Origin of the sequence: Citrobacter sp. Cf116 (assembly GCF_030336505.1) — a bacterium.
GTDB lineage: Bacteria > Pseudomonadota > Gammaproteobacteria > Enterobacterales > Enterobacteriaceae > Citrobacter > Citrobacter freundii.
Genome location: NZ_JAOWEQ010000037.1, coordinates 231,802 through 258,401, shown reverse-complemented (window position 1 = coordinate 258,401; position 26,600 = coordinate 231,802). Strand labels below are relative to the sequence as shown.

Genomic DNA, 26,600 nt, shown 5'->3' with positions numbered 1-26,600 from the left:
ATACTCCTCCAGTCATTCAGGTTGACTCTTTTAGGGTAGACGCTGATTTCCTGCAGGCAAAAAAAAGCCGACTAATCTAAGTCGGCGTCGTACGAATCAATTGTGCTATGCAGTAATTCAAAAAAGGAAGTAAGACAATATGGAGCGCAACGCCCATCGCTTGACGTTGCATTCACCTGCGAGAGAGATATTGCCCCGAATAGGTAGATGGTTTATTGACCTCGCTCAAAATTCAGGACGTTTTCATGCGCAAAAGTCACTAAAAAACGTTGTTGTTACAACCATTTACTACGATGCAACCATAAAGTAACACCACCAATCAGGACCACTAACAGAATACAAAAAAGTGAGAAACCGAACTGCCAACCACCGCCAGGGATACCGCCGAGGTTAACGCCGAAAAGCCCGGTTAAGAATGTGCTGGGAAGAAAAACCATTGCCATCAATGACATTGTATACGTTCGGCGAGCCAGAGACTCCTGCATCACCTGCGCAATTTCATCCGCCATGATACCGGTCCTGGCAATACAGGCATCGATTTCATCCAGTCCTCTCCCCAACCTGTCAGCGATATCCTGCATCCGTCGCCGATGGTCGTCAGTCATCCAGGACAACCGTTCGCTCGCCAGGCGGGCATAGACATCACGCTGTGGCGCCATATAACGGCGCATCACAATTAACTGCTTACGCAGTAATGCCAGGAAGCCACGCGGCGGGATCTGCTGATCGAGCAGGTTATCTTCCAGATCGATAATTTTGTCGTGCAACTGTTCGATAAATTCGCTGGCATGATCGGTCAGCGCATCACAAACATCCACCAGCCAACCGCCACAATCAACCGGCCCTGTACCTTCCTGGAGGTCGCTGACCACGTCATCCAGTGCCAGCACTTTGCGCTGACGCGTTGAGACAATCAGACGTTCATCCATATATAAACGCATCGCTACCAGTTGGTCAGGCCGCTCGTCGGTGCTGCCGTTGATACAGCGCAGCGTAATTAACGTACCTTCTCCTACCCTGCTGACACGCGGGCGCGTGCTTTCACCCGCCAGCGCATCACGCACGTTATTGGGAAGTAAGGGCGTTGTCGCCAGCCATTGCGCACTTTCAGGATGAGTATAATTAAGATGCAGCCAGCAGGGATGCTGAGTGTCGATAACATCGTTATCTTCCAGTGGTTTCACCCCACCACGCCCATCCAACAGCCAGGCAAACACGGCATCCGGCACATTAACATCCGTTCCCTTAATGGCTTCCACAGCGCCTCCACAAACATTCAGCTTTTTTCGTTAGTCTAGCCGTCAGAATATGTTAAGCAATATCTCATTGTCCCATTGTGCTGAAATGACTCATAAAAGTATCTGATAACAAAAAAGCGCCGACAAATGTGGCGCTTGTTACGAGGCACCCTGTTAAGCCCGCTGGCGTCTCTCAGATTCAAAAGCGTGACTTAAACGAAACTTGTGCGTTCGCGACTGGAGGTCAGTCACTTGATTTTTCAGAATATCCGAAGAGTCAGACAGCTCATCCACCATAATGGCGTTACTCTGGGTAACGTTTTCCAGTTCCGCGAGCGCATGAGTAATACTGATGATCCCTTTCTCCTGCTCCTGCGTAGTGGTTAATATCTCGCCCATCAGTTGGTTTAATTGCCCGGCGCCACCAACAATATCCTGCATATTTTTTTCAGCTTCACGCACAATAGCCGCGCCTTGCTGAACGTTTTCATGAGTTTGGGCAATCAGATGTTTAATATTCTTAGCGGCATCTGCGCTACGGTGCGCGAGCATTCGTACCTCTCCGGCCACCACGGAAAAACCTTTGCCATGTTCTCCCGCTCTCGCCGCTTCTACGGCGGCATTCAATGCCAGAATATTTGTCTGGAATGCTATACCATCTATCAGGGTAATAATTTCTGTCATCTGCTGGGCGCACTCGGTGATCGACTGCATATTGGTTGCGACCTGCACCATTAAATCACCGCCCTGCCGGGCAGATAGTGTTGCAATATTGGCCTTAGCACTCGCCATTTGCGTATTCTCTGCATTGTTACGCGTGCTGACCGCTATTTCATCCATGTTGGCAGCCGTTTGCATTAATGCTCCGGATTGCTGCTCTGTTTTTACTGATAACTCAGCGCTGCGTTCCGCGAGCTGTTCAGAGAGCGCCATCGCCGTTTGTGAAGATGTTCTGATCTCATTAACGAGTGTTGAAATATTACTTGATAAACTATTAATGCCCGGTATTAATCTTCCCGCACAGTTATTGCCAAACTCTGGAATACTAATCGCCAGATTCCCGGAGGTTACCTCCTCAATGCTTCTTTTAACCGTATTAATTGGCACGACTAAATATTTCGTCATGTACCACCACAAACATAATATAGAAGTAAAACTGACCAAATTAGTTCCAATGATAATTACCGGGGGAGCGGAAAATATTATTTCAAAAACATTGAGAGCGACCGCCGTAATGAGCAGAAATAAAATAATAAAGGTTCTGACGCTAATATCATTTAACATTTTAGTCCTGTGCGCTAAGAAATAACGTGGATATTATTTTTTATAGCATCTGCAATGCAGATTTCCATAACGCGGAGACGAAAGACGAACTTTCAATGAGAGTCTGCAATCCTTTCACTTAAGACAGGCAATCACACTATTAATTTACATTAACCAGGTGCTTTATCCTGCAAAGGATGATGCTGGCGCTTGTCGTTAGATTATTGTGATGGCAAGCACGTCGTGTACATAAAATGCACAGAATTATAAATTTGATGAATATTTGTATAAGTAAAGGTCTATCATTTTCGATGTTTGCCCCTTCCCCCTAATAGTCATTGTAAAAACACAAGAACATCCCAGGTTTTATCAGGTTAACTGGACAAAACCTGCTAAATTTATCATCACGTCTTTTTTTTGATAGGTAGTAAGATGTTGCACGTGTCGTGGGACCCTGTATTGATTGGGATTTCCTTTATTGTCGCGTTTATTGCCTCCTTTATTGCTCTCGACAGCGCGGGCAAAGTGGCAATTTCCAGCAGACGTGAATCTACCTTCTGGCGACTCTCTGGCGGCGCTACGCTGGGTATGGGGATCTGGTCGATGCATTTTATCGGTATGCTGGCCATGAAAATGAGTATGCCAATAAATTACCATTTATCCCTCACCGCGTTTTCGTTCTTTATTGCGCTCATTTCTGCGACAGTCGCCATCAATATCGCCATTTCTGGTAATACGCTATCAACAAAACGCCTGCTCATTGCTACCAGCATATTAAGTGCCGGTGTTGTTACAATGCACTACGTTGGTATGTATGCCGTTATCGAACATGTGGCTATTACCTGGGATCGCTCGCTGATCCTGCTCTCCGTGATTATTGCCGTCGCTGCGTCTGGCGTGGGTTTGTGGCTGGCCTTTCACTTACGCCAAAATAGCCGTCGAGCGCTAATAAATCGGCTTATTGCTGCCTTTATTATGGCGCTGGCAATAGCCTCTATGCATTACACCGGTATGGGAGCAGCTACGTTCACCCATTTTGGACACACTGCGCACGATGGTCTCAGCACGCTGGAACTTTCTATCTGGGTCTGCGCCGTCACGCTTGTTATTTTGGGGATCATGCTGGTGGTTTCGATGGTGGATTCGCAACTCCGTACCTCCCGACTGGCTGACAATCTGCATCAGTTGAACTGCCAGCTTAAGCATCAGGTTCACTTCGACGCGCTGACCGGTCTCGCTAATCGTACGCAAATAGACACCTGCTTACTGGCCTGCCTGCGGCATTCTAAACTGCATCAGCAGCATTTCGCGTTGGTATTTATCGACCTCGATCGTTTTAAAGTCGTTAACGATACCTGGGGACATCACATTGGCGATCAGCTACTGATAGCCAGTACACAGCGAATCTTCACTTGCCTTGATGACTCAATGACGCTGGCAAGACTGGGGGGCGATGAATTTATCCTACTGGTTCCAGACTGCAACCAGCAGGATATCTCCGCCCTGCTGACGCGGATTGCCGATGTGATCGGTGAACCCTTTACCTTGTTCGGACATACCATTCGGGTTTCGTTAAGTGCGGGGAGCAGTATTTACCCTGAGCATGGCTCAACGTTACATGAGCTAAAAGTGAAGGCCGATATGGCGATGTATCATGTCAAACAGGCGGGCAGAAACGGCTGGGCTATTTATCATCCGGAAATGGAAGCTATCGCGGATACACCGCCGACATTTTTACAAGAATTGTCGCAAGCGCTTGAACGCAACCAGTTTGAGCTATGGTATCAGCCTAAATATACCGCTGGAGATCATTCCCTGACCGGTTTTGAAGCGTTATTACGCTGGCATCATCCGGAACGCGGCATGCTGCTGCCAGCCGAATTTCTTTCTGCGTTGGAAGATACGGGCCTGATTATTCCCGTTGGGAAATGGGTTATCCAGCAGGCATGCCTGCAGTTGCATCAATGGAAATTACAGGGAAATACAGAATGGACGCTCGCCGTTAACCTCTCACCCGCCCAGTTTGAACAGCATGATATTATTGATGTTGTTTGTAATGCCCTGGCGCAGTATCAACTGTCACCTGCCTGCCTCACGCTGGAACTCACTGAAAGCACCGCCCTTAAAAATTTGAAACGCAGTGTGGAAGTCCTGAATGCTTTTTCTGCTTTGGGGATCACCGTATCTATTGATGATTTCGGTACAGGTTATTCAAATATATTGATGCTGAAGTCTCTTCCGGCGCGCGAATTAAAAATTGACAGGATATTTGTCAAAGATATCAGCGAGAACAGCAAAAACACAAAAATTGTGTCTACCATTATTGACATAGCTCACTCCATGAATATGCGTGTGGTGGCAGAAGGAATAGAAACCCAGGAACAGGAAATACTCCTTACTCAGATGGGGTGTAGCATGCTGCAAGGTTTCTTGTTTGCAAAACCGCTGCCAGCACATAAGATTCATGAACTGATACAACAAGAAAACAGCATCAAGCAAAAGCCAGTTGTACCCCCCTTGTCTCACCGACAATCAATAACATTGTGAGACGTAATATCTAAAAATATTCGCCATTTAACAGGCAACACAGCAGATAAAAATAACGGGATTATCGATGAGCACAACCGAGCTGCATTCACTGGATTTATTAACCATTCCGGTGTGGATTGTTTTGCCACATACCGAAGAGCTGGTGTTCGCTAATAACGTTGCACGGGAGCTAATGCAGGGTCTCTGTTTTTCCCCGCTCCGCAAGGGAACATTTTCAACGCATGCTCAAAATGATTTAACTATGTATCTCAGCGACTTGAGAAATCATCACCATGTAGTGGAAATTCTCACGGTTTACCGCGAAGGTGAAGAGATTGCGATGGCAAGTCGCCTTTCCATTAAACCCCTACCAGGCATGGGTGAAGTCATCCTTTTCGAAGGCATTGAGACGCCTACTGCACAGGGTCTGAAAGCGAGCCGTTCAGCAACCTATCAGCGGAAAAAGCAGGGATTTTATGCACGCTTCTTCCAGACTAATTCCGCGCCAATGTTACTTATTGATCCGTCACGCGATGGGTTGATCGTGGATGCAAACCTCAGTGCGCTCAATTTTTATGGATACACTCATGATGTGATGTGTCAGAAACATACATGGGAAATCAATATGCTGGGCCGCCATATACTTCCGGTGATGCATGAAATCGCCCATCTGCCCGGCGGCCATAAACCTTTGCATTTTGTCCATAAACTGGCTGATGGGACTTCCCGTCATGTGCAAACCTACGCCGGACCGATCGAAATTTACGGTAATAAACTGATGTTGTGCATTATTCATGACATTACCGAACAAAAGCGGCTGGAACAGGAGCTGGAGCGTGCGGCCCTGCGAGATGTTTTAACGGGATTACTTAACCGCCGACATTTTTATCAGGTAACCGAACCGGAACAGACGCATGCGATATCATTGACGCAGGACTACAGCCTGTTGTTGATCGATACGGATCGTTTTAAAAGCATTAACGATCTGTTTGGCCATTTAAAAGGCGACGAAGTGCTGTGTGCTCTGGCACGTACCCTGGAATCCTGTGCGCGAAAAGACGATCTTATTTTTCGCTGGGGTGGTGAAGAATTTGTGCTGCTCCTGCCACGAACGTCGCTGGATGTCGCTCTCAATCTCGCAGAAGTGATCCGTGCGACAGTGGCAAAGGTGACTCTCCCTGGCCTTCCCCGCTTTACCGTCAGCATTGGTGTAGCACGGCACGAAACAAATGAAAGTATTGATGAGTTATTCAAACGTGTTGACGACGCGTTGTACAAAGCCAAGAACGAAGGCAGGAACAGAGTGCTGGCCGCCTGATGTTTACGTCGTTCAGCGACTACGTTTAGCGTGACGCTCCCAGTTATCCTGTTTTGCCTGCGCGGTTTTACGCAATGCCACATAGCATGCCCCGCTGCCGCCGTGATGCGGCAGTGCGGCGCAGTATGCTTGCACGTCGTCAAATTCCGTCAACCAGCGCGCTACGTAGCTGCGAATAATATTGGCATGAGAATTATCGTCACGTCCCTTGCCGTGTATCACCAGCACGTTACGCAACCCTTCTTGCTGCGCCTGCATAATAAAGCTAAAGAGCATCTGACGACATGTTTCAACAGGTTGGCGAATAAGATTAAGACTCGCCTGCTGCGGGTATTTTCCGTTTCGCAGTTTGTCAGTCACACCGTTCTGTAAACCTTCGCGACGAAACTCGAGCGGCACACTTAACGGGACAATATCGAGAAATCCTGTCGAGAGAAAATTATCCAGTTGAAGCGTATCGATACGCGCCGGAGTGCGAAGATTGCGCATGGGCTGCCAGTGTACATCGGTATGGCTTTTCAGCGGTTGAACATCCCCCATAGCGTCAAGAAACAACGATGCATCATCAAGGTTCATGTTTCATCCTCCAGCGTATTGCGACAGGCATTATCATAACCGCGCACTATTATACCGACAACTATACCGGTAACGGTTTACGGTTATTTCCAATAATTAACCGGATCCGTCGCGCTGAACCGATCTACTCACGACAAGTTGATATCCATTTTTAGAGGTATAGCTGCGACGGTCACTGGCGTGATAATGTGTAGCCTCGCCTGAATGCTGTAATGAGAGAAACGGATGCTTAACTTACTGGAAGACACCATCGACACGCCGCTGGGCCCGCTGTGGGTTATTTGTGATGAGCAATTTCGCCTGCGCGCAGTGGAATGGGATCAGCACAGCGATCGCATGGAACAATTGCTGGATATTCATTACCGCACAGAAGGTTATCAGCGCATTACCGCCAAAAACCCAGGTGGATTAAGCGACAAACTCGCTGAGTATTTTGCCGGAAACCTCAGCATCATTGACACGCTGGAAACGGCAACCGCTGGGACGCCTTTCCAGCGTGAAGTCTGGCAAGCGTTACGCACTATCCCCTGCGGGCAGGTCATGCATTATGGTCAACTGGCCGAACAGTTGGGACGCCCCGGTGCTGCAAGAGCCGTCGGCGCAGCTAATGGCTCCAATCCAGTAAGCATTGTGGTCCCCTGTCATCGCGTCATTGGACGTAACGGCACCATGACCGGATATGCCGGTGGCGTACAACGAAAAGAGTGGTTATTGCGTCACGAAGGTTATTTGCTACTCTAGATTCCAGGCAATTAATGCCTTATCCATCACACTTCCGCATAATGTGACCACAAATTAATTGTGGTTAATCAAGCAGATACAAACATTCACTCCAGTTATGCCTGAATTATTCTCTATTGGGAGTAGCTCAGGCTTACGTGCTCACCAAAAAGATGTTAAAATTGACAAATATCAATTACGGCTTGAGCAGACCTATGATCCCGGAAAAGCGAATTATACGGCGCATTCAGTCTGGCGGTTGTGCTATCCATTGCCAGGATTGCAGCATCAGCCAGCTTTGCATCCCGTTCACACTTAACGAGCATGAGCTTGACCAGCTCGATAACATCATCGAGCGCAAAAAGCCTATCCAAAAGGGGCAGACGCTCTTTAAAGCAGGTGATGAGCTTAAATCACTCTATGCTATCCGCTCAGGAACGATTAAAAGCTATACCATTACCGAACAAGGCGATGAGCAGATTACTGGCTTCCATCTGGCGGGCGATCTGGTCGGTTTTGACGCGATTGGCAGCGGACATCACCCGAGCTTTGCTCAGGCGCTGGAAACCTCAATGGTATGCGAAATTCCTTTTGAAACGCTGGATGACCTGTCCGGCAAGATGCCGAACCTGCGTCAGCAGATGATGCGTCTGATGAGCGGTGAAATCAAAGGCGACCAGGATATGATCCTGTTGTTGTCGAAGAAAAACGCTGAAGAGCGCCTGGCGGCCTTTATCTATAATCTGTCTCGTCGCTTCGCCCAGCGTGGATTCTCGCCTCGTGAATTTCGCCTGACCATGACCCGTGGCGACATCGGTAACTACCTCGGTCTGACGGTTGAAACCATCAGCCGCCTGCTGGGTCGTTTCCAGAAAAGCGGCATGCTGGCGGTGAAAGGCAAGTACATCACTATTGAGAACAGCGACGCGCTGGCGGTTCTTGCCGGCCACACGCGTAACGTTGCGTAATCTTTCCGCAAGCCTCTCTGTTATCCTTCTGTCAAATCGCTAAATTATCCCGATTTATTGATCTGGCAGGAGGTTATTCCCTGTTTCAAACCACATTATTGGGTTACTCTTTTAGTTACAAACTGCGATGACAGTTGTAAGGAGACCCTGTATGGCTATGTATAAAAATATGCTGGTCGTCATCGACCCGAACCAGGACGATCAACCAGCATTACGGCGAGCTGTTTATTTGCATCAACGGATTGGTGGCAAAATTAAAGCCTTTTTGCCGATCTATGACTTTTCCTATGAGATGACTACCCTGCTGTCGCCCGATGAGCGTACGGCAATGCGTCAGGGGGTTATCAGCCAGCGAACTGCATGGATACGTGAACAAGCGAAATACTATATCGAAGCAGGGATCCCTCTGGAGATTAAAGTGGTCTGGCATAACCGACCCTTTGAAGCCATCATCCAGGAAGTCATCAGCGCCAAGCATGACCTGGTCCTCAAGATGGCGCACCAACACGACCGCCTCGAAGCCGTAATATTTACACCAACCGACTGGCATTTATTGCGTAAATGTCCAAGTCCGGTATGGATGGTGAAAGACCAGCCATGGCCTGAAGGGGGTAAAGCACTGGTTGCAGTAAACCTCGCCAGTGAAGAGGCTTATCACAACGCGCTCAATGAAAAACTGGTCAAAGAGACGCTACAGCTTGCAGAACAGGTTAACCATACCGAAGTGCATCTGGTAGGCGCCTACCCTGTTACGCCAATCAACATCGCGATTGAACTGCCTGAATTTGATCCCAGCGTTTATAACGACGCAATCCGTGGACAGCATCTGCTGGCCATGAAGGCGCTACGCCAGAAATTCAGTATTGATGAGAAAGTGACGCACGTTGAAAAAGGCTTACCTGAAGAGGTCATTCCTGATTTAGCTGAGCACTTACAGGCAGGTATTGTGGTATTGGGGACCGTCGGACGTACCGGTATTTCTGCCGCGTTCCTTGGTAATACCGCGGAACAGGTTATCGATCATCTACGCTGTGACCTGCTGGTCATCAAGCCAGATGAATATCAGACGCCAGTTGAACTGGACGACGAAGAAGACGATTAACCACATAATAAAATGCCGGATGGCGATATCATCCGGCATTTTAAACGCCTAGTGTTGCTCCTCGCCGCCGAGGAAATAGATACCAAGCGGGATAGCCAACAGAATCGTAAACACCATGCTGTAGACACAAATCATTGCAGATTGAATGGCATACATTGAAGCGGTCCAGTCGGATAGCGGAATGTCATACTGTTCAATAACGCCGCCGATCGTCGCGCGCGTCACGACCGACGCTGCGATAATAAACACTCCAAGCAGGCACAACAGAAACTTCCGTCCCTTCGCTGTTTTCAGCTTAGCCATGATCATAGTACTGTCCTTTTGCAGATGAAAACCTTGTTACTTTGCGCTAACAATACCATGACATCAACTGACTGTCTGCTACATAAACCGCATACAGGGTTGACGTCAGCATTATTTCGCTGAAAATAACGCTGATTGCATTATTTATCTCTCCTTTTGATTAATGATCTGACCGCCCTAACTGAGTAAAATATCTGGGGATTAAGATGTCAGATGATATTTAGATAACATGGAGTTGCCAGGAAGAATCATGATCGCTGAACTGTTTATGAATAATGCGTTTAATTTGACGGTAATTCTCAGCAGCTGTGCCGCGCTGGTCCTGATGAGCGTCTGGTATCATCGTGGAGAGCGTCGCTGCAAAGGATTCATATTTCATGCCGCACAATTTTTTGTCTATGCCATTATCATTGGGACGTTTGGCAGCATTGCTAATAACGTTATCGAAAGTTACAGCCTGAAATTTATCTCCCCCAGCGTGGTCGACTTTATCTGCACCTCATTGATTGCGTTAATCCTGACGATCAAGCTTTTTCTGGTGATTAATCAGTTTGAAAAGACGCAGATTAATAAAGGCAGAGATATCACCAGCGCGAGGATCCTGTCGCGTATCATCAAGATTACTATCGTGGTTGCCATCATTTTACTGTATGGCGAACACTTCGGTATGAGCTTATCCGGCCTGTTAACCTTTGGCGGCATTGGCGGTATCGCTGTGGGTATGGCGGGGAAAGATATTCTGAGCAACTTCTTCTCAGGCATTATGCTCTATTTCGACAGACCGTTTAGCATCGGCGACTGGATCCGCTCCCCGGACCGCAATATTGAAGGCACTGTGGCCGAAATTGGCTGGCGAATGACTAAAATAAACACCTTCGACCATCGTCCGTTGTATGTGCCAAACTCGATTTTCTCCTCCATCAGCGTAGAAAATCCAGGGCGCATGACCAACCGGCGTATTAAAACGGTGATCGGGTTACGATATGAGGATGCCGATAAAGTCGGTGCTGTTGTCGAGTCGGTCAGAGAAATGCTGCAAAACCACCCAGGAATAGACCAGAAACAAACTCTGTTGGTCTATTTTAATGAATTTGCCGATTCATCGTTGAATATCATGGTGTATTGCTTCACGAAAACCACCGTCTGGAAGGAATGGCTCGCGGTACAGCAAGACGTTTATTTAAAGATTATCACGATAGTCCAGGCAAATGGCGCCGACTTTGCGTTCCCCAGCCAGACGCTGTATATGGATAATCCTGAAGCATCGCCGTCGACACACTAACAAAAAAGACGCGGAAGTCCGCGTCTTTTTTGTACTTATTTCAATGAGGCAATATCAATTACAAAGCGGTATTTCGCATCGCTTTTCAACATCCGCTGCCAGGCATGATTAATATCCTGAATATTGATCACTTCGACATCGGCGGTAATACCATGCTGACCGCAAAAATCGAGCATCTCTTGCGTTTCGGCAATACCGCCAATAACTGAACCCGCCACAGACCTACGTCCAAGGATCAGGGGAACCGTATTCAGAAACGGATCCAACGCACCGAGATAACCAACCAGCACCAGCGTACCGCTTAGTGCCATGGTTGGGATATACGGGTTCAGGTCATGAACGTAGGGCACAGTATCGATAATCAGATCAAACTGATTCGCTGTCGCTTTCATCTGCTCACTGTCAGTGGAAAGCACAACATGACTGGCACCCAAACGTCTGGCATCAGCTTCTTTGCCCGGTGAACGCGTAAACAGCGTAACTTCCGCGCCCAGAGCATTTGCAAGTTTGATTGCCATATGCCCAAGTCCCCCCAGACCAACAACCGCGACTTTACTGCCCTCGCCTACCTGCCAGTGGCGCAGAGGCGACCATGTCGTGATCCCGGCGCAGAGCAGCGGTGCCGCACCGCGTAAATCGATCCCTTCAGGAACCTTCACCACAAACTTTTCAGTAACGACAATTTTGTCAGAATAGCCGCCGAAAGTGGGCAGACCGTCATGACGGTCGATATCGTTATACGTTAGCGTGTTGCCTTCTTCGCAATATTGTTCCAGCCCTTGTTCACAGGCGCTACAGTGTTGACATGAATCAACCATGCAGCCTACCCCTGCGAGATCGCCCACGTTGAATTTCGTTACCGATTTACCAACATGCACCACGCGGCCAATGATTTCATGCCCTGGTACCATCGGATATTTAGCACCACCCCAATCGTTGTAGGCGTTGTGGATATCCGAGTGGCAAACACCGCTGTATAAAATATCGATAACCACATCATCTTCACGCGGGTCACGACGAACAAAACTATGGGGGACTAAATCTTCTTTCACTGCCAGAGCAGCATAACCCTTCACGTTCATGACCATTGAGATCTCCTCAGGGATTAGGTGTTACCAGAACCAGCATAGTTCAGGGCAGCAGGTTGTACTCAGCGTCGCTAACCGGTTCCAGCCATTCGTTCGACGCGCCAGGGGCCGGGATTTCCACGGCGATATGGGCAAACCAACTATCACGCGCAGCGCCATGCCAATGTTTCATTCCCGCGGGAATATGCACGACATCACCGGTTTCCAGCTCGCGCGCCGGTTGATTCCATTCCTGATACCAGCCTCTGCCCCCGGTCACCAGCAATATTTGTCCGCCCTCATGATGAACATGCCAGAAGTTACGACAACCCGGTTCAAATGCGACATTGCCAATTACCACACCTTCCATGGAGAGCATGGGCAGATAGCTATCACCAGTGAAATACTTCGCAAAAGCTTCATTTTTCTCGCCTCGCGGAAAGACGCTGTTACCATCAAATTGTTGATTCATAATCTCCGCGCTGGCGCTGGGCGCGGTATTCAGTTGATTTTGCATTTCGATTCTCCAAAACGGTGGCGGCATGCGCCACCGGATGCTGAAAACTATAAAAATTATAGAGACTCGACAGGCTGGTGATTAGAGGTGGAAAGAAGGACAAACTTATGAATCATGTTCATTAATAATAAGCGTACGATTTATCCCATGGCGCTTGCTTTAAGCCCTACGCCACAATTTCAATCAGGTTACCGTCCGGATCGCGTATCACCGCTTCGTAATAACCATCGCCCGTAGTGCGCGGACCTGAGACTAATATCCCCTGTTCCTGCGCTTGCATTGCAACGGCATCAACATTTTCATTGCCGCCAACAGAAATGGCGAGGTGTACCCATCCGCAACGATTATTGTCAGGTTGCTGCCCGACAAGACCCGGTTTGGTCATTAACTCAATTGCAATATCCTCGCCAATTTTGACAAAATAAGATTCAAACCCAGGGTTGGTTTTACTGCAGTATTTCTCGTTGATCTTACCGTCAAAAAATGAAACCCAGAAGCGAGCTTGCTGCTCGAGATTCTGTGTCCATAACGCCATATGCGCAATCTTCATAGCGAACCTCTTCCCGTTGTATCCAGAATAGTACGATCCCTGTAAGGGATGTTGACATCGTTAATCATAATGCACGATCATGCACTTTATTGCTCGATGTTTATTTTACCTGGAGTATCTATGCTCGATTACGCCGCATTCCCGGAACAGCGCCAGGCGCTTATCTATCAGATCCTGCAAGAAAACGGCAGAGTCATTTGTTCTGAACTCGCGAACCGATTAGGCGTTTCTGAACATACAATTCGTCGTGACTTGCATGAATTGAGCAAAGATGGCGTATGCAAGAAGGTCTATGGTGGCGCGGTAATTGCACTCCCTGAATCCGAAGACATTGCCGTGCGCAAGGGTATTAATGTGGCCAAAAAGAGCAACATCGCGCAGCGATGTGCCAGACTGGTCAAATCCGGAAGCTGTATTTTTATCGACACGGGTAGCACCAATCTGGCGATGGCAGAAGCTCTGCCCGCCGAACTGGCGTTAACCGTGGTGACAAATTCACCGGAGATTGCCGCCGTTTTGCTAAAAAAACCGCTGTTTGAGGTCATTATGCTGGGCGGCGCGGTACAGAGATCTTCAGGCGGGTGTGTGGGAGCTTCCGCCATCGCACAAGTGCAGGACATTTTATTCGATCAGGGATTTATTGGCGGCTGTGCGATGTCGCCTGAATCCGGCTTAACGGGGTTTGATTACGCGGATTGTGAGTTCAAAAAAGCGGTGATCAAACAATGTAATGAAACTATCGTCGCGCTAACCGCTGAAAAAATCCCAGCCATCGCCCGATATGTCGTTACCGAAAGCAGCAATATTGATGTAATTGTTGTAGAGGACAACATCAGCAAAGAGTACGCCACGGCATTCCAGGCGCACGACATTCGGATTTATACCGTCTAACCGCGGCAGGCTCTCTGAAAACTTACTGTGCTAAACGTCGCTCCTGGCGTCAGCGCGGTGATAGCTGACAGACAATCCAGACGGATTTTTTGCTGATTTTCAGATTGCCCCACTACCAGAAATTCTTCTTTTTCCACGGTGGTACACGTCGTCAACGCTTTAGCATCAAAACATGTGCCATCCGTTAGTTCAATGCGCAACCAATAGTGGTACATGCAGGCGATTTCCAGATAATCATGAAAATCGCAATCTATCGGGTGATACTCTTCGGTCGTGTTCATCGCGTTACCTTCCCCAACGTCTTGTATATTCGGGAAATCGCCAACGCAACTTCCCGAACTATCCAGCTATTTCAACGCTTCGATGGGAGCGCCAAAATTAATATGCAGCACATTGCCGTCAATCACCAGCGCCGGAACAGATTTCACGCCAGCCACTTCAGCCTCGGCAACCCGATCAGGATGCTCTCCCAGATGAACCACATCGATTTCAACATCCGCAGACAAGTGCTGGAGAAGAGTTTGTTCTGCGGAAACACAAACCGGGCAACCTGCATGATAGAAACGAGCTTTAGTCATGATACATCTCCTATAAATTATAGTATCGATTCGATACTATAATTTATAGTACGTTGCTTTTATTCTTTGTCAATATAGTTTTTAATCGATACTATATGCCGAGGAGGATTTGTTATGCCCGACATGTCACTTTTCGACGTACTTGACCGGCTTTCCAGCCTGACACGGATGTGGTTTCGCCAGCATCCTTTACTGGTGGATCTTCAGCCAGTACAACTTAGTGCGTTAATGTATCTGGCCCGTTGTAATCGTTATTCCAATACGCCGCTTGGCGTGACAGACTACCTTGGTCTCACCAAAGGTACCGTGTCGCAATCGCTGAAGCTGTTGGAAAACAAAGGGTTGATTGTTCGCAAGCCGGATGACCGTGATAAACGTAGCGTCCATCTCCACTTAAGTGAGTCTGCCAATACCTTACTGGAAGCCCTGCTGCCCCCCACGTTTTTAGTGGAGGGTGAATCGGCAATGGGTGAACGGGCGAGCGTACTCAGAGAGCTGCTGTTAGAACTGTTACGCGGGATCCAGAAGACCAACAATGTGCCTGGCTTTGGTCTTTGCCATAGCTGTCGGTTCCACCAAAAAATTGATGGTCAGGGATTTTGTAATCTGATGAAAGAGGGATTAACTGAAGAAGATTCGTTGCTGATTTGCCGTGAGCATCAACCGCCGGAAACGTAGAATGGCTGATGCAAAATCACACCAGCCATTATCTCTGTCAGTGCTTAACGATATACATTGTGCGGCTATAGGCCACATCTTCAGGGTTAGTAATCGGATACCCTTTCAGCCATGGTTTAATTAAACGCCCATTAGTGTACTGATAGATCGGCGCAATAGGTGCCTGTTCCATCAGAATCTTCTCCGCAGCGTTATAATCAGCATTCCGCGCTTTTTCTGTATTCTCCAGAGTAGCCTGGGTCAACACTTTATCGTATGCCGGATTATTAAAGCGGGAGATATTGCCCGTATGGGTCGATGTTAATAATGACAGGAACGTAGAAGGCTCATTGTAGTCGCCCACCCAGGAGGCACGGATCACATCAAAATTACCGGTATTACGGCTGTCGATATACGTTTTCCATTCCTGGTTCTGCAGTCTCACGTCAACACCGAGGTTTTTCTTCCACATAGAAGCCACTGCGATAGCAATCTTCTGATGATTTTCTGAGGTGTTGTACAGCAGCGTCAGTTTAAGCGGTTTCTGTGGACCATAGCCCGCCGCACGCAGCAGCGTTTTCGCCTGCGCGTTCAATTCTTCCTGACTCATTTGCTCAAACGGTGAAGGTTCCGGCACAAATCCTGCCGTTACATCCGGCGTAAAATGCCATGCAGGCTTCTCACCGGTACCCAACACCTTCTCCGCCATCAGGCGACGATCGATAGTCATGCTGAGCGCCAGACGCACGCGTGAATCGGCAGTCGGTCCCTTCTGGGTATTAAAGGCATAATAATAAGTACCAAGCTGCGGCGGAGTGTAAACCTGACCCGGGATATCCTTCAACAGTTTCTGGTACAGATTTTTCGGGAAGGATTCCGTGATATCAATATCACCAGCAAGATAGCGCTTGGTCGCTGCCGATTCCTGGTTAATTGGCAGGAATGTGACTTTTTGCAGCACTGTTTTGGCGTTGTCCCAATAATGCGTGTTCGGGACAACTTCCAGTTTTTCGTTCACGACGCGATTTTTTAGCACATAGGCGCCGTTACCAATCAGGTTGCCCGGTTTGGTCCACTCTTTGCCGCTCTCAACGTTGGCTTTTTGTACCGGATAAAATGCAAAACTCGCCGTCAGATTGGCAAACCAGGGCAGCGGTTTATCCAGTTGAACTTTCAATGTCCGTGCATCGACAGCACTAACGCCAAGTTTATCAGGCGTGGCTTTGCCATCGATAATAGCCTGAGCATTATTAATGCCCGCCAGCGCAGCAAACCAGGCAAACGGCGACAGCGTTTTTGGATCAACCAGACGCTGCCAGCTGTAGACAAAATCCTGCGCCGTTACGGGCGTACCATCCGCCCATTGCGCATTGTCGCGCAGCGTAAACGTCCAGATGCGGTTATCGTTACTCTTCCACTGGGTAGCGACGCCAGGTACGATCTCACCCTTCTCATTCTGGTTGACCAGCCCTTCAAATAAATCACGAATTACCTGAATCTCAGGGAGCCCGACGGCCTTTGCCGGATCAAGCGACGCCGGTTCGTCTTTTATATGACGCACCAGTTCTTGTTTCTCTGCCAGTACCGTTCCGCTGGGAACATCAGCAGCCCAGGATAAAGAAATGCTGCTAACCAACAACGCACAACAGGTTACTGAAACAGAATGCTGCATAAGATACCCTCGATTCCGGCTACTAAGTGAATGTGTAATTATTTGTATCGCCAGCAGGAAATGCAATTAACTTCCGACAAGAAAGTGATATTACACCTGAAAAGATAAGTGTGTGAAAACGATTTGATTATCCATACATTTTGCACAACACTGCGAGTAACAATCCAAGCATTCAGAGATGACTATGACCGTTACCCGTCCCCGTGCCGAGCGCGGCGCATTCCCACCTGGAACCGAACATTACGGACGTTCATTGTTAGGCGCACCGCTAATCTGGTTTCCTGCACTGGCAGCCGATCGTGAAAGCGGCCTGATACTGGCGGGAACTCACGGCGACGAAAACTCCTCAGTCGTTACCCTTTCCTGCGCATTGCGTACGCTTAACCCTTCCCTGCGTCGCCATCATGTGGTGCTAGCCGTAAACCCTGACGGTTGCCAGCTTGGGCTGCGCGCAAATGCGAACGGCATCGATCTTAATCGTAACTTTCCCGCCGCAAACTGGAAAGCAGGCGAAACGGTGTATCGCTGGAACAGTAGCGCAGAAGAGCGTGATGTAGTGTTGTTGACCGGCGATCATCCGGGCTCGGAACCAGAAACCCAGGCATTGTGTCAGCTTATTCACCGAATTCATCCCGCCTGGGTAGTCTCTTTTCACGATCCACTGGCCTGTATTGAAGATCCCAGAAGCAGCGAGCTGGGCGCGTGGCTGGCACAATCGTTTGAATTGCCTCTAGTCACCAGTGTGGGTTATGAAACGCCCGGCTCTTTTGGTAGCTGGTGCGCAGACCTAAACTTACACTGTATAACAGCCGAATTTCCGCCCATTTCATCGGATGAAGCGAGCGAAAAATACCTGCTAGCCATGTCCAATCTCCTGCGCTGGCACCCTAGAGATGGAGCTGCCCGGTCGTAAAATGCAGGGCTGGCGCCGCATCGGTGGCAAGCCACGTTGGGCCATCAAGATCCGCAAAGCTAACCAGTGGCGTAAGGGGTAACGCCGCGCCGATCGCCCGGGAGGTACACAGCATGCAGCCCAGCATCAGCGCAAATCCCTGCTCGCGTGCTTCGGTTGCCAGCGCGAGCGCTTCCGTCAGGCCGCCTGTTTTGTCCAGTTTGATATTAACCATTTCATAGCGTCCGTGCAGTGCTTTCAGACTGCTACGGGTGTGGCAGCTTTCATCTGCGCAGATGGGCAGCGGATGTACAAAATTCTCAAGCGCGGCATCATCCTGCGCCGGCAGCGGCTGCTCCAGCATCGCAACCCCTAAATCAGCCAGCAGCTGACAGCGTGCCGCAAGGCCTTCTGCCCGCCAGGATTCGTTGGCGTCGACAATAATCGTGGCGTCAGGAACAGCCGCACGAATGGCAACCATTCGCTCACTAATCAAGCGAGCATCCAGTTTAACTTTCAGCAATTTCGCGCCATTTTCCCACAGCGCAGCCGCGCTCGCAGCCATTTGTTCCGGCGAGCCAATCACTACGGTTTGCGCCGTAGTCACCACTTCCGCCAGTTCACTTCCCACTAATTCCGCCAGCGACTGCTGCTGTTGACGCGCGCTTAGATCCCACAACGCGCAATCCACGGCATTACGCGCTGCCCCCGCTGGCAGCTGCTTTTGCAGCTCTTCACGCGTCATTCCGTTTTCCAGTTGTGGCGCAATGCTCATAATTTGCGCCAGCACTGAGGCATCGCTTTCACCGTAGCGCGGGTACGGTGTGCACTCGCCTATACCTGTGACGCCGTTTTCTTCCACTTCGACAACCACCACATGCGCTTCGGTCCGGCTCCCACGGGCAATGACAAAGGGAGTGTGCAGCGGCCAGGCTTCCTCATATACCTTAACTGTTCTCATTTGTTTTCCTTAATGCAGTCCCTGAAGCGGATATCCGCAAATAGCGTTTGCCGTGTTAACTGCTGATGGCATAAACTAGCCTCGACGTTAACTATATGTAAACAGGAAGATAACCATGTCACAAACCGTTCATTTCCAGGGCAACCCGGTTGCAGTTGCCGGCTCTATTCCTCAAGCTGGAAGCAAAGCTCAGGCTTTTACCCTTGTGGCTAAAGACCTGTCTGACGTTACGCTGGGCCAGTTCGCAGGCAAGCGCAAAGTGCTGAATATTTTCCCAAGCATCGATACCGGCGTTTGCGCGGCATCGGTACGTAAGTTTAACCAACTGGCGACAGAAATCGACAATACCGTCGTACTGTGCATCTCAGCCGACCTGCCATTCGCCCACTCTCGTTTTTGCGGCGCGGAAGGTCTGAGCAACGTTATCACGCTGTCCACCCTGCGCAACGCAGAATTCCTGAAAAACTACGGTGTTGAAATCGCTGAAGGCCCGCTGAAAGGCCTGGCCGCACGTGCCGTGGTCGTTATTGACGAAAATGATAACGTTGTTTTCAGCCAGCTGGTCAATGAAATCACCAACGAACCAGACTACACTGCTGCGCTGGACGTACTGAAAGCGTAAGCTGCGTCTGCATACAAAAATGCCTCCGCATGGAGGCATTTTCATTTACGGCATTACTCTTCGCTTTTTTTCTGCTGGCTCAGTCCATACTCACGCAATTTGTTAGCAATCGCAGTATGCGAAACGCCGAGGCGCTTGGCCAGCTTGCGCGTGCTGGGATAATTCATATACAGCTGCGTCAACACGGAGCGTTCAAAGCGGCTGGTGATTTCATCCAGCGACCCTTCCATCACCTCTTCTCCGACAGCAACCGTTGTCGCATCGTAATCCGGCAGCAAAATATCCTGTGGTCGTAGCTCATAGCCTTCTAGCTGGGTCAGCGCCCGGTAGATCGCATTTTTAAGCTGACGCACGTTGCCCGGCCAACCATAACGAGTTAGTACCGTGCTGAGATCTGCAGACAGTTTCGGACGCGGCACGCCCTGCTCGTCGGCAAAACGCGCCACAAACAGTTCAGTAAGCGGCATAATATCTTGTGGGCAATCGCGCAGCGGCGGCAGGTTTAGCGTTAGTACATTAAGACGATAATAGAGGTCTTCACGGAAAAGTCCTTTCTGCACCAGTTCCACAAGGTTCTTTTGCGTTGCGCAAATCACGCGAACATCAACATGAACTTCGTGATCTTCTCCCACGCGACGGAATGTGCCGTCATTGAGAAAACGCAGCAATTTGGTCTGCATACGTGGCGACATTTCGCCAATTTCATCTAACAGAACCGAACCGCCATTCGCCTGCTCAAAGAAGCCTTTTTTACCTTCCGGCGCATGGCCAAACAGCTCGCTTTCAACCGCATCTTCAGGAATTGACGCGCAGTTCAGCGCCAGATACGGTTTTGACGCACGCGGACTTGCCAGGTGGCAGGCATGAGCAAAGAGATCTTTGCCGGTGCCGGTATTACCGGTAATCAGCAGCGGCGCGCTCAACGTCGCCAGCTTGCGCGCCTGTTCCACCACGTGTTTCATTTTGGCGCTGACGGCAATAATCTGGCTAAACGCGCTGAGATCCTGCGTAGTCATATTTTGCAGCTGGCGTCCCATTCGGATAGTGGAGCGCAACATCACCACCGCACCGGTCAGCATCTGCTCCTGATTTTCGCCCTGCAAATGGACAGGCGTAATTTCCATCAGGAAATTCTGTCCGTTAATTACGACATGTTCGCTCTGGGAATCCTGCGGATTGCTTTCCAGCCAGCGCTGGAAGTTAAACCCATTGATTAGCTGGGCGGCGGTATGATTGCGCATCCGATCCTGAGTATGCGCGAAAAGCTGACAGCTCGCAGGGTTCGCCATCTCGACTTTGCTTTTCATATCCAGAGAAAGGACCGGTTCTGGCAACGCTTCAAGCAGCGCACTAAGCGCCAGATGTTCACGTTCGGAAGGCATCCAGGGTACGGTACGCACATCCGTAACCCCTGAAATACGGCGGATTTCAGCCATCAGACTGCTGAAGTTGGTGAACTCCAGCTCCGCAAAATTAAGGTAAATTCGCCCGATGGGGTCAATCTCGATACCGCGTAAATCAATGCTTCTCAGCACCAGTAAATCGAGCAGTTCGCGGGTCAGACCAAGACGGTCTTCACAAAAGACTTCCAAACGCATAGGAACCTTCACCTGGACAAGGGATTATGTGTTAAATGATAAGCCAGTATTTGGTTTGCAGGAAGAACTCTGTCAACAAATATTGACAGCGAGCTGGAAAATTGGGCGCCGGGGCGTAAAGTTAAACGATCGGCGCCTGTTTATAGCTAACTTTCGCGCGGAGATTTATTCTTTTGTAAGGTCTCTTTCACCTGACCAATCAGTTGGCGGCGGAAATCACCCAGCCGAGGCTTATCATCATCAATCCACGGTAGCGGTCGGCATAGTTCCATGGCTTTGATCCCCAGACGCGCCGTTAATAACCCCGCGCCAATGCCCTGAGCTGCACGTGTCGATAAGCGGGCGGCTAAATCCTGCGACATCCAGTCCATCCCTACTTCCCGCACCAGTTCACTGGCCCCGGCAAAAGCGATATTCAACAGCACCAGACGGAACAAACGCAGGCGGCTGTAATAACCCAGCTCAATGCCATACAGCGAAGCAATACGATTAATCAGCCGCAGATTGCGCCATGCGATAAACGCCATATCCACCAGCGCCAGCGGGCTGACGGCAATCATCAGCGTGGACTCTGCCGCTGAACGACTAATCTCACGTCGGGCCTGCGCATCCAGTACCGGCTGCACCAGATGAGCATACAGGCTAACCACTTCACGATCGTTCTGCGTTTCATGAATTGAGGCATACCAGCGCTGCAATGCCGGATGAGACTGATCGATGCCCGCCTGCTGCGCCAGCTTTTCACAAAATGCACGACCTTTTCCGGTTCCATGGCTGTGGAGCAGATCTCGCGCTTCATCGCGCTCGTGCGCGCGCTGACGCAATCGCCATAGCCGGCGCCATTCGGTCGCCACCGATCCAACCCCTGCACCGATAATCAATGCGCCTGCGGCACATCCTCCCAGCGCGACCCAGTCCTGAGTCTGCCAGGCATTCATAGTCCACTGCACACCCTGAGCGACAACGCTCACGCCAAACAGCGCCAGGCCACCCATCACCATCTTACGCCACAGACTGCGTTTAGGGCGAAGGGCCGCATCAATAACGGCTTCTGCCTGACCTTCGTCTTCCAGTGGTTCATCCACTGTCGCCGGAGAAAAAGTCTGCGCCTCCGTTTCGTTAAACATCTGCTGCGCTTTAAACGCCGCATTTTGTTCCACATCCAGCGGACCTGAGAAATCGATACGCGGTTTTAACGGCTCGCTCATCGCAATTTATCTCCTATCAAAAACTCCAGCGCGGCATCAAGACGGATATGCGGTAAGGGCTTATCGACATCCATCACCTGCGGGCGAAACGCCTCAAACTGAAAGCCCTGGTTGTCCCAAAATGCCTGTCCAGGTAAACGCGCGGGCACTTCCCCCGGATAAACGGTTAGCGGTTCGCCATCGCTCAGACGATTACCACGCAGCGCGGGGATCTTTTCACCTTTCACATCGATCAGGCCGCTGGTGGTTGCCTGCACCGATGCCAGCCCCAGACAATCCATGCTGATACCTTCGAACGCAGCGTTTTGCCAGGCATCCTGAATTAACTGCTGCAATAGCGACACCATATTGGCGTGCTGATCGACGGTGACGTGGTCGGCTTTGGTGGCGGCAAACAGCAGTTTGTCGATCACCGGAGAAAACAGCCGACGAAACAGCGTGCGCTGTCCATAATGGAAACTTTGCATCAGTTGGGTCAGCGCCAGACGCATGTCGTTAAACGCCTGTGGCCCGCTGTTGAGCGGTTGCAGGCAATCGACCAGCACAATCTGACGATCAAAGCGCAGGAAGTGATTCTTATAAAATCCCTTCACGACTTTTTCACAGTAGTAATTAAACCTGTCGCGCAGCATGCCCGCATTGGTGTGTTTATCTGCCTGCGCCAGCTTCGATTCTCCCCAGGCATCAACGTCCGGCCACGGGAAGAATTGCAACGCAGGCGCGCCCGCCATATCTCCTGGCAGAACAAAACGGCCCGGCTGAATAAAGTGCAGTCCCTGTTGCTTGCATTGATGCAGATACTCCGTCCAGGCAGCAGCGATTTCCGCCAGACGGTTTTCGTCAGCAGGTGCCAGTGGATCCAGCCCGTGGCTTAACTGCCGCCATTTTGCAGACCATTCGCCACGCTGACCCTGTAATAATCCGGTCATTTGCCGCGACCAGCTCAAATAATCCTGGGCCAGCATCGGTAAATCGAGCAGCCACTCCCCCGGATAATCGACGATTTCCAGGTACAGCGTGGAGGTGTCTTTAAAGTGGCGCAGTAAAGAGTCATTGGACTTGTAACGCAGCGCCAGACGAATTTCACTCACACCGCGCGTTGGTGTCGGCCAGGTCGGCGGAGAGCCATACAGCTGCGCCAGTCCTTCATCATAGGTAAAGCGCGGAATACCAAAATCGCGTTGTGGAACCCGTTTCACGCCAAGCAGACGCTCTTCGCGCACGCAACTGAGCAACGGCAAACGCGCCCCGGCATGAATATTGAGTAACTGATTTACCATTGCGGTGATAAACGCCGTCTTACCGCTCCGGCTAAGTCCGGTGACAGCCAGGCGTAAATGCCGGTCTACGCCACGATTAACCAGCGAATTGAATTCATTTTTAAGTCGCTTCATCGCCATCCCGTTTTGCTGAAGGAACCGAAGAAATTATAACAAACAGGAAGTAAAGATAGGGGTCAATTCTTACTTATCAACTACCTGAGCTGTATCAGGCGGTATAATTCTTACCGCCTGTAGCAGAAGGAATGCGAGCGGTTTATTTATTCTCTACTTTAGGAAGCGCTATCTGATTGATGCCACCTTCGTTGGTCACCTGCGTGTAGCCCATTTCAGTCAGCATATCTTTCGCCTGCCCTGATTGACGCCCGGAGTTGCAATAGAGTTTCACGGTATCGTTCTTATCTGGAACTTCAGTTACGATACGCGCCTTGATCTCTTTTAACGGGATGTTGACAGCCCCCTGAATATGCTGTTGTTGGTACTGTTCAGGAACGCGAACATCAATCCAGTGCTCGGCAGCATAAACCGGCATGCCAATAACCAGTGCCAACGCTAATACGCTTTTCTTCAACATAATATCTTCCTGACTGATAGTTGGATTTAACCCCTACACTATACGCCAGTTCTTAAGAAAATATTGCGACCGCATTATCATCGTCCGCACCCGTGGATGATTGTTCCTCAGCACGCACATAGTGCGGTTAGCCTTTTGATTTTTCTACTCGCATTCCGAGATTGTTGTCATTCGCCACTTAACTCCATAATATGTCCGCCATTGACTCTCGGACGGAGCTTGGGATCTATGTCTCCTACCATTTATGATATTGCACGAGCCGCTGGTGTATCAAAATCCACGGTATCGCGCGTGCTTAATAAGCAAACCAACATCTCGCCGGAGGCGCTTGAAAAGGTGCTGCGCGCAATTGATGAGTTACAGTATCAGCCTAATAAACTTGCTCGCGCGCTTACCTCTTCCGGGTTTGATGCAATAATGGTGATATCTACCCGTTCTGCAAAAACAACTGCCGGTAATCCGTTTTTCTCTGAAGTATTGCATGCAATTACTGCCAAGGCTGAAGAAGTCGGTTTTGATGTCATATTGCAGACGTCGCGAAGCACCGAAGATGATTTACAAAAATGTGAGAGCAAAATTAAGCAGAAGTTGATCAAAGGGATCATTATGCTGAGCTCTCCTGCCGATGAATCATTTTTTGCTCGGTTGGATAAATACAACGTCCCGGTTGTGGTTATCGGGAAGGTTGAAGGTGACTACACTAATGTCTATTCTGTAGACACCGATAATTATCGCGACAGTATTACGCTGACAAATGCGCTGATTGAGAGTGGCCACCGTAATATAGCCTGTTTGCATGCACCGCTTGACGTTCATGTTTCTATCGATCGCGTTAACGGTTATAAAGCCAGCCTTCAGGCACATAACATTAAAATGCGCGATGAGTGGGTTATTGACGGGGGGTATACTCATGAAACCGCCCTACTTGCTTCTCGAAAATTACTTAGTCAGCAACCGTTACCCGATGCCGTATTTGCGACAGACAGCTTGAAGTTAATGAGTTTATATCGCGTAGCGGCCGAGAAAAACATTTCCATTCCAAAGCAACTTGCCGTTGTAGGCTATAGTAATGAGCTACTTTCTTTTATGCTCACACCAGTTCCTGGTGGAATTGATGTACCTACTCAGCAGTTGGGTGAACAAAGTTGTAATTTATTATTTAATCTGATTGCAGGTGAAAAAGGATTACAGAATATCACGGTGAGCACGCAAATATCGTTGGCCGATTCACTGGTGTAAAAACAGGGGCATAATAATGCCCCTGTTCATTTTTAGAATGCGTAGTTCACGCCTATACCAGCATAATGGAACCTGTCGCTTTCACCTTCGTCATGATTTTCCCACTCATAAGCATACTCCAGAGACATTGATAAACCGTTCTGGAAATCATACGCATACAGTAAACCGAGGCGATTGAAATCATGGCCTTCGCGTTCAGGATCATCCTGCCAGTCCCAGTTTGACCAGCGATCAAGCCCGATACGGGTATACGGCGTCAGGGTTGTATTGCCGAAGGACAGAGGCAGATAAGCACGAATTTCCTGGGTTGAGAACTCACCATTATTACGCGAATCTGCCAGATTAAAGCCGCGTTCAAGGTAATAGTTGACCGTTAACCCTACTGTTTCGTTAAACGTATAATTCAACCCGCTCTCACTTTCGACGCGGCTATCAGAGTAGCCGGTGGTGCTCAAATCATTAACGAATTGATACATCGCAAACCAGCCGCTAAAGCGCAGATCATCGGTAAGTTTAACATCCCAATCTGGCTGCACTTTCCAGCGCTGCATATTAGCTGTATCTTTTCCGGGTTCATTGACATAGTGATAACCGTAATTACGAAAGCCACCGGTCAGACCGAAATTAACATTCTCGCTTTCAAGGAATTGATAGCGGACTTCCAGTTCAGGGCGGTCAAACCACGTACCGCGCTTACCCTCGCTGTAATCAACCGGTCCTTCCTGGTAATAGGCCAGCGATATTTTCCACGGCCCATTGGACGCATTAAAATAGATGGACGGTTCAGCCAGTCCATCCATATCTTCGCCCTGACCTTCAACGTTTTCTATTTCGTACATAGCACCGATATTAAAGTGCCAGTCATTCTTTTCAGCAGCCTGCGCGCAGGCCATTCCCGCGCTCATAATCAGCGCAGTCGCGGACAGTAGGGTTTTCATTATTATTCCTTGTTAAAATACTCGCAAAAATGCCCCAAGGCGCGGGGGATTATTATC

At 49.4% G+C, this 26,600-nt stretch carries 27 protein-coding genes; 11 read left to right on the top strand and 16 right to left on the bottom strand.

Translation table 11 applies throughout. The features are described from left to right. Positions 1-275: 275 nt before the first annotated feature. Complete coding sequence (gene zntB / locus OGV74_RS10650; protein WP_086504119.1) at positions 276-1,259, bottom strand: zinc transporter ZntB; 984 nt, start codon at positions 1,257-1,259, stop codon at positions 276-278. Positions 1,260-1,412: 153 nt separating this feature from the next. Continuing rightward, positions 1,413-2,522: a methyl-accepting chemotaxis protein gene (locus OGV74_RS10645; RefSeq protein ID WP_016150306.1), complete on the bottom strand. Its 1,110-nt coding sequence runs from the start codon at positions 2,520-2,522 to the stop codon at positions 1,413-1,415. A 411-nt stretch (positions 2,523-2,933) separates the two neighbouring features. On the opposite strand from OGV74_RS10645, the gene OGV74_RS10640 reads away from it, so the two are divergent. Together OGV74_RS10640 and OGV74_RS10635 are read left to right on the top strand one after the other, a co-directional pair. Further along, positions 2,934-5,048, top strand: a complete 2,115-nt coding sequence (locus tag OGV74_RS10640) for a putative bifunctional diguanylate cyclase/phosphodiesterase (protein WP_286520784.1) — start codon at positions 2,934-2,936, stop codon at positions 5,046-5,048. Positions 5,049-5,115: 67 nt separating this feature from the next. Further along, positions 5,116-6,348: a GGDEF domain-containing protein gene (locus tag OGV74_RS10635; RefSeq protein WP_086504121.1), complete on the top strand. Its 1,233-nt coding sequence runs from the start codon at positions 5,116-5,118 to the stop codon at positions 6,346-6,348. A 12-nt stretch (positions 6,349-6,360) separates the two neighbouring features. Here OGV74_RS10635 and smrA read toward each other — a convergent pair whose 3' ends face one another. Beyond that, the gene (gene smrA / locus OGV74_RS10630; protein ID WP_003020390.1) at positions 6,361-6,924 is read right to left on the bottom strand and encodes a DNA endonuclease SmrA; all 564 of its coding nucleotides are present in this window, start codon (positions 6,922-6,924) and stop codon (positions 6,361-6,363) included. Positions 6,925-7,149: 225 nt separating this feature from the next. Here smrA and ogt point away from each other — a divergent pair, with 225 nt between their 5' ends. The 3 genes from ogt to uspE all read left to right on the top strand — a co-directional run bounded on the left by ogt (position 7,150) and on the right by uspE (position 9,714). Then, positions 7,150-7,665, top strand: a complete 516-nt coding sequence (ogt, locus tag OGV74_RS10625) for a methylated-DNA--[protein]-cysteine S-methyltransferase (protein WP_003020394.1) — start codon at positions 7,150-7,152, stop codon at positions 7,663-7,665. Positions 7,666-7,859: 194 nt separating this feature from the next. After that, the gene (fnr, locus tag OGV74_RS10620) at positions 7,860-8,612 is read left to right on the top strand and encodes a fumarate/nitrate reduction transcriptional regulator Fnr (RefSeq protein ID WP_003020397.1); all 753 of its coding nucleotides are present in this window, start codon (positions 7,860-7,862) and stop codon (positions 8,610-8,612) included. Positions 8,613-8,763: 151 nt separating this feature from the next. Further along, positions 8,764-9,714 (top strand): universal stress protein UspE, encoded by a 951-nt coding sequence (uspE, locus tag OGV74_RS10615; protein ID WP_003840808.1) that lies wholly within the window; start codon positions 8,764-8,766, stop codon positions 9,712-9,714. A gap of 48 nt (positions 9,715-9,762) precedes the next feature. Here the strand turns inward: uspE and OGV74_RS10610 are convergent, their stop codons facing one another. Further along, positions 9,763-10,023, bottom strand: coding sequence for a DUF2534 family protein (locus tag OGV74_RS10610; protein ID WP_003020403.1), 261 nt, complete (start codon positions 10,021-10,023; stop codon positions 9,763-9,765). A gap of 244 nt (positions 10,024-10,267) precedes the next feature. Here OGV74_RS10610 and OGV74_RS10605 point away from each other — a divergent pair, with 244 nt between their 5' ends. Next, complete coding sequence (locus tag OGV74_RS10605; protein WP_086504122.1) at positions 10,268-11,299, top strand: mechanosensitive ion channel family protein; 1,032 nt, start codon at positions 10,268-10,270, stop codon at positions 11,297-11,299. A 35-nt stretch (positions 11,300-11,334) separates the two neighbouring features. On the opposite strand, the gene OGV74_RS10600 is transcribed toward OGV74_RS10605, so the two are convergent. The 3 genes from OGV74_RS10600 to OGV74_RS10590 form a co-directional block, all read right to left on the bottom strand. Further along, positions 11,335-12,387: an NAD(P)-dependent alcohol dehydrogenase gene (locus OGV74_RS10600; RefSeq protein WP_286520783.1), complete on the bottom strand. Its 1,053-nt coding sequence runs from the start codon at positions 12,385-12,387 to the stop codon at positions 11,335-11,337. Between the two features lie 43 nt (positions 12,388-12,430). Further along, on the bottom strand, positions 12,431-12,838 hold the full coding sequence (locus OGV74_RS10595; protein ID WP_199880208.1) for a cupin domain-containing protein: 408 nt from the start codon (positions 12,836-12,838) through the stop codon (positions 12,431-12,433). 211 nt (positions 12,839-13,049) lie between these two features. Then, positions 13,050-13,433 carry a VOC family protein gene (locus tag OGV74_RS10590; protein ID WP_086504125.1) on the bottom strand — a complete coding sequence of 128 codons (384 nt, stop codon included), beginning with the start codon at positions 13,431-13,433 and terminating at the stop codon, positions 13,050-13,052. 120 nt (positions 13,434-13,553) lie between these two features. Here OGV74_RS10590 and OGV74_RS10585 point away from each other — a divergent pair, with 120 nt between their 5' ends. Further along, complete coding sequence (locus OGV74_RS10585; protein WP_048217816.1) at positions 13,554-14,324, top strand: DeoR/GlpR family DNA-binding transcription regulator; 771 nt, start codon at positions 13,554-13,556, stop codon at positions 14,322-14,324. Here OGV74_RS10585 and OGV74_RS10580 read toward each other — a convergent pair. Beyond that, positions 14,321-14,605, bottom strand: coding sequence for a Rho-binding antiterminator (locus tag OGV74_RS10580; protein WP_003020422.1), 285 nt, complete (start codon positions 14,603-14,605; stop codon positions 14,321-14,323). The two genes, OGV74_RS10585 and OGV74_RS10580, sit on opposite strands and share 4 nt — an antisense overlap. Positions 14,606-14,671: 66 nt before the next feature. After that, positions 14,672-14,902, bottom strand: coding sequence for a glutaredoxin family protein (locus OGV74_RS10575; protein ID WP_003020425.1), 231 nt, complete (start codon positions 14,900-14,902; stop codon positions 14,672-14,674). A 114-nt stretch (positions 14,903-15,016) separates the two neighbouring features. Here OGV74_RS10575 and OGV74_RS10570 point away from each other — a divergent pair, with 114 nt between their 5' ends. Further along, positions 15,017-15,580: a MarR family winged helix-turn-helix transcriptional regulator gene (locus tag OGV74_RS10570; protein WP_286520782.1), complete on the top strand. Its 564-nt coding sequence runs from the start codon at positions 15,017-15,019 to the stop codon at positions 15,578-15,580. A 37-nt stretch (positions 15,581-15,617) separates the two neighbouring features. Here OGV74_RS10570 and mppA read toward each other — a convergent pair whose 3' ends face one another. After that, on the bottom strand, positions 15,618-17,231 hold the full coding sequence (mppA, locus tag OGV74_RS10565) for a murein tripeptide ABC transporter substrate-binding protein MppA (protein ID WP_086504126.1): 1,614 nt from the start codon (positions 17,229-17,231) through the stop codon (positions 15,618-15,620). Positions 17,232-17,415: 184 nt separating this feature from the next. Between mppA and mpaA the strand changes: the two genes are divergently transcribed. Beyond that, positions 17,416-18,144 (top strand): murein tripeptide amidase MpaA, encoded by a 729-nt coding sequence (mpaA, locus tag OGV74_RS10560; RefSeq protein ID WP_003840786.1) that lies wholly within the window; start codon positions 17,416-17,418, stop codon positions 18,142-18,144. On the opposite strand, the gene ycjG is transcribed toward mpaA, so the two are convergent. Next, positions 18,119-19,084, bottom strand: coding sequence for an L-Ala-D/L-Glu epimerase (gene ycjG / locus OGV74_RS10555; protein ID WP_003020435.1), 966 nt, complete (start codon positions 19,082-19,084; stop codon positions 18,119-18,121). The genes mpaA and ycjG overlap by 26 nt on opposite strands. A gap of 115 nt (positions 19,085-19,199) precedes the next feature. Between ycjG and tpx the strand changes: the two genes are divergently transcribed. Continuing rightward, entirely contained in the window at positions 19,200-19,706 is a 507-nt protein-coding gene (gene tpx / locus OGV74_RS10550) for a thiol peroxidase (RefSeq protein ID WP_003020437.1), read from the top strand. Between the two features lie 53 nt (positions 19,707-19,759). Here tpx and tyrR read toward each other — a convergent pair whose 3' ends face one another. From tyrR to pspE, 4 genes are all read right to left on the bottom strand, one after another. Next, positions 19,760-21,304 (bottom strand): transcriptional regulator TyrR, encoded by a 1,545-nt coding sequence (gene tyrR / locus OGV74_RS10545; protein ID WP_086504127.1) that lies wholly within the window; start codon positions 21,302-21,304, stop codon positions 19,760-19,762. Positions 21,305-21,450: 146 nt separating this feature from the next. Beyond that, positions 21,451-22,512: a YcjF family protein gene (locus tag OGV74_RS10540; RefSeq protein ID WP_008322369.1), complete on the bottom strand. Its 1,062-nt coding sequence runs from the start codon at positions 22,510-22,512 to the stop codon at positions 21,451-21,453. Continuing rightward, positions 22,509-23,906, bottom strand: coding sequence for a YcjX family GTP-binding protein (locus tag OGV74_RS10535; protein ID WP_003020444.1), 1,398 nt, complete (start codon positions 23,904-23,906; stop codon positions 22,509-22,511). Before OGV74_RS10535 ends, OGV74_RS10540 begins: the two co-directional genes overlap by 4 nt. Positions 23,907-24,048: 142 nt before the next feature. Continuing rightward, positions 24,049-24,366, bottom strand: coding sequence for a thiosulfate sulfurtransferase PspE (pspE, locus tag OGV74_RS10530; RefSeq protein ID WP_003020447.1), 318 nt, complete (start codon positions 24,364-24,366; stop codon positions 24,049-24,051). Between the two features lie 228 nt (positions 24,367-24,594). Here pspE and OGV74_RS10525 point away from each other — a divergent pair, with 228 nt between their 5' ends. Further along, positions 24,595-25,605, top strand: coding sequence for a LacI family DNA-binding transcriptional regulator (locus tag OGV74_RS10525; RefSeq protein WP_003843961.1), 1,011 nt, complete (start codon positions 24,595-24,597; stop codon positions 25,603-25,605). Positions 25,606-25,637: 32 nt separating this feature from the next. On the opposite strand, the gene OGV74_RS10520 is transcribed toward OGV74_RS10525, so the two are convergent. Then, positions 25,638-26,543 carry an OmpG family monomeric porin gene (locus OGV74_RS10520; RefSeq protein WP_003020453.1) on the bottom strand — a complete coding sequence of 302 codons (906 nt, stop codon included), beginning with the start codon at positions 26,541-26,543 and terminating at the stop codon, positions 25,638-25,640. Positions 26,544-26,600: the final 57 nt, after the last annotated feature.

Coding starts and splice junctions, on each gene's coding strand:
- OGV74_RS10645 (WP_016150306.1), bottom strand. CDS start 2,522: ATGTTAAATGATATTAGCGTCAGAACCTTTATTATTTTATTTCTGCTC.
- OGV74_RS10640 (WP_286520784.1), top strand. CDS start 2,934: ATGTTGCACGTGTCGTGGGACCCTGTATTGATTGGGATTTCCTTTATT.
- OGV74_RS10635 (WP_086504121.1), top strand. CDS start 5,116: ATGAGCACAACCGAGCTGCATTCACTGGATTTATTAACCATTCCGGTG.
- smrA (WP_003020390.1), bottom strand. CDS start 6,924: ATGAACCTTGATGATGCATCGTTGTTTCTTGACGCTATGGGGGATGTT.
- ogt (WP_003020394.1), top strand. CDS start 7,150: ATGCTTAACTTACTGGAAGACACCATCGACACGCCGCTGGGCCCGCTG.
- fnr (WP_003020397.1), top strand. CDS start 7,860: ATGATCCCGGAAAAGCGAATTATACGGCGCATTCAGTCTGGCGGTTGT.
- uspE (WP_003840808.1), top strand. CDS start 8,764: ATGGCTATGTATAAAAATATGCTGGTCGTCATCGACCCGAACCAGGAC.
- OGV74_RS10610 (WP_003020403.1), bottom strand. CDS start 10,023: ATGATCATGGCTAAGCTGAAAACAGCGAAGGGACGGAAGTTTCTGTTG.
- OGV74_RS10605 (WP_086504122.1), top strand. CDS start 10,268: ATGATCGCTGAACTGTTTATGAATAATGCGTTTAATTTGACGGTAATT.
- OGV74_RS10600 (WP_286520783.1), bottom strand. CDS start 12,387: ATGGTCATGAACGTGAAGGGTTATGCTGCTCTGGCAGTGAAAGAAGAT.
- OGV74_RS10595 (WP_199880208.1), bottom strand. CDS start 12,838: ATGAATCAACAATTTGATGGTAACAGCGTCTTTCCGCGAGGCGAGAAA.
- OGV74_RS10590 (WP_086504125.1), bottom strand. CDS start 13,433: ATGAAGATTGCGCATATGGCGTTATGGACACAGAATCTCGAGCAGCAA.
- OGV74_RS10585 (WP_048217816.1), top strand. CDS start 13,554: ATGCTCGATTACGCCGCATTCCCGGAACAGCGCCAGGCGCTTATCTAT.
- OGV74_RS10580 (WP_003020422.1), bottom strand. CDS start 14,605: ATGAACACGACCGAAGAGTATCACCCGATAGATTGCGATTTTCATGAT.
- OGV74_RS10575 (WP_003020425.1), bottom strand. CDS start 14,902: ATGACTAAAGCTCGTTTCTATCATGCAGGTTGCCCGGTTTGTGTTTCC.
- OGV74_RS10570 (WP_286520782.1), top strand. CDS start 15,017: ATGCCCGACATGTCACTTTTCGACGTACTTGACCGGCTTTCCAGCCTG.
- mppA (WP_086504126.1), bottom strand. CDS start 17,231: ATGCAGCATTCTGTTTCAGTAACCTGTTGTGCGTTGTTGGTTAGCAGC.
- mpaA (WP_003840786.1), top strand. CDS start 17,416: ATGACCGTTACCCGTCCCCGTGCCGAGCGCGGCGCATTCCCACCTGGA.
- ycjG (WP_003020435.1), bottom strand. CDS start 19,084: ATGAGAACAGTTAAGGTATATGAGGAAGCCTGGCCGCTGCACACTCCC.
- tpx (WP_003020437.1), top strand. CDS start 19,200: ATGTCACAAACCGTTCATTTCCAGGGCAACCCGGTTGCAGTTGCCGGC.
- tyrR (WP_086504127.1), bottom strand. CDS start 21,304: ATGCGTTTGGAAGTCTTTTGTGAAGACCGTCTTGGTCTGACCCGCGAA.
- OGV74_RS10540 (WP_008322369.1), bottom strand. CDS start 22,512: ATGAGCGAGCCGTTAAAACCGCGTATCGATTTCTCAGGTCCGCTGGAT.
- OGV74_RS10535 (WP_003020444.1), bottom strand. CDS start 23,906: ATGAAGCGACTTAAAAATGAATTCAATTCGCTGGTTAATCGTGGCGTA.
- pspE (WP_003020447.1), bottom strand. CDS start 24,366: ATGTTGAAGAAAAGCGTATTAGCGTTGGCACTGGTTATTGGCATGCCG.
- OGV74_RS10525 (WP_003843961.1), top strand. CDS start 24,595: ATGTCTCCTACCATTTATGATATTGCACGAGCCGCTGGTGTATCAAAA.
- OGV74_RS10520 (WP_003020453.1), bottom strand. CDS start 26,543: ATGAAAACCCTACTGTCCGCGACTGCGCTGATTATGAGCGCGGGAATG.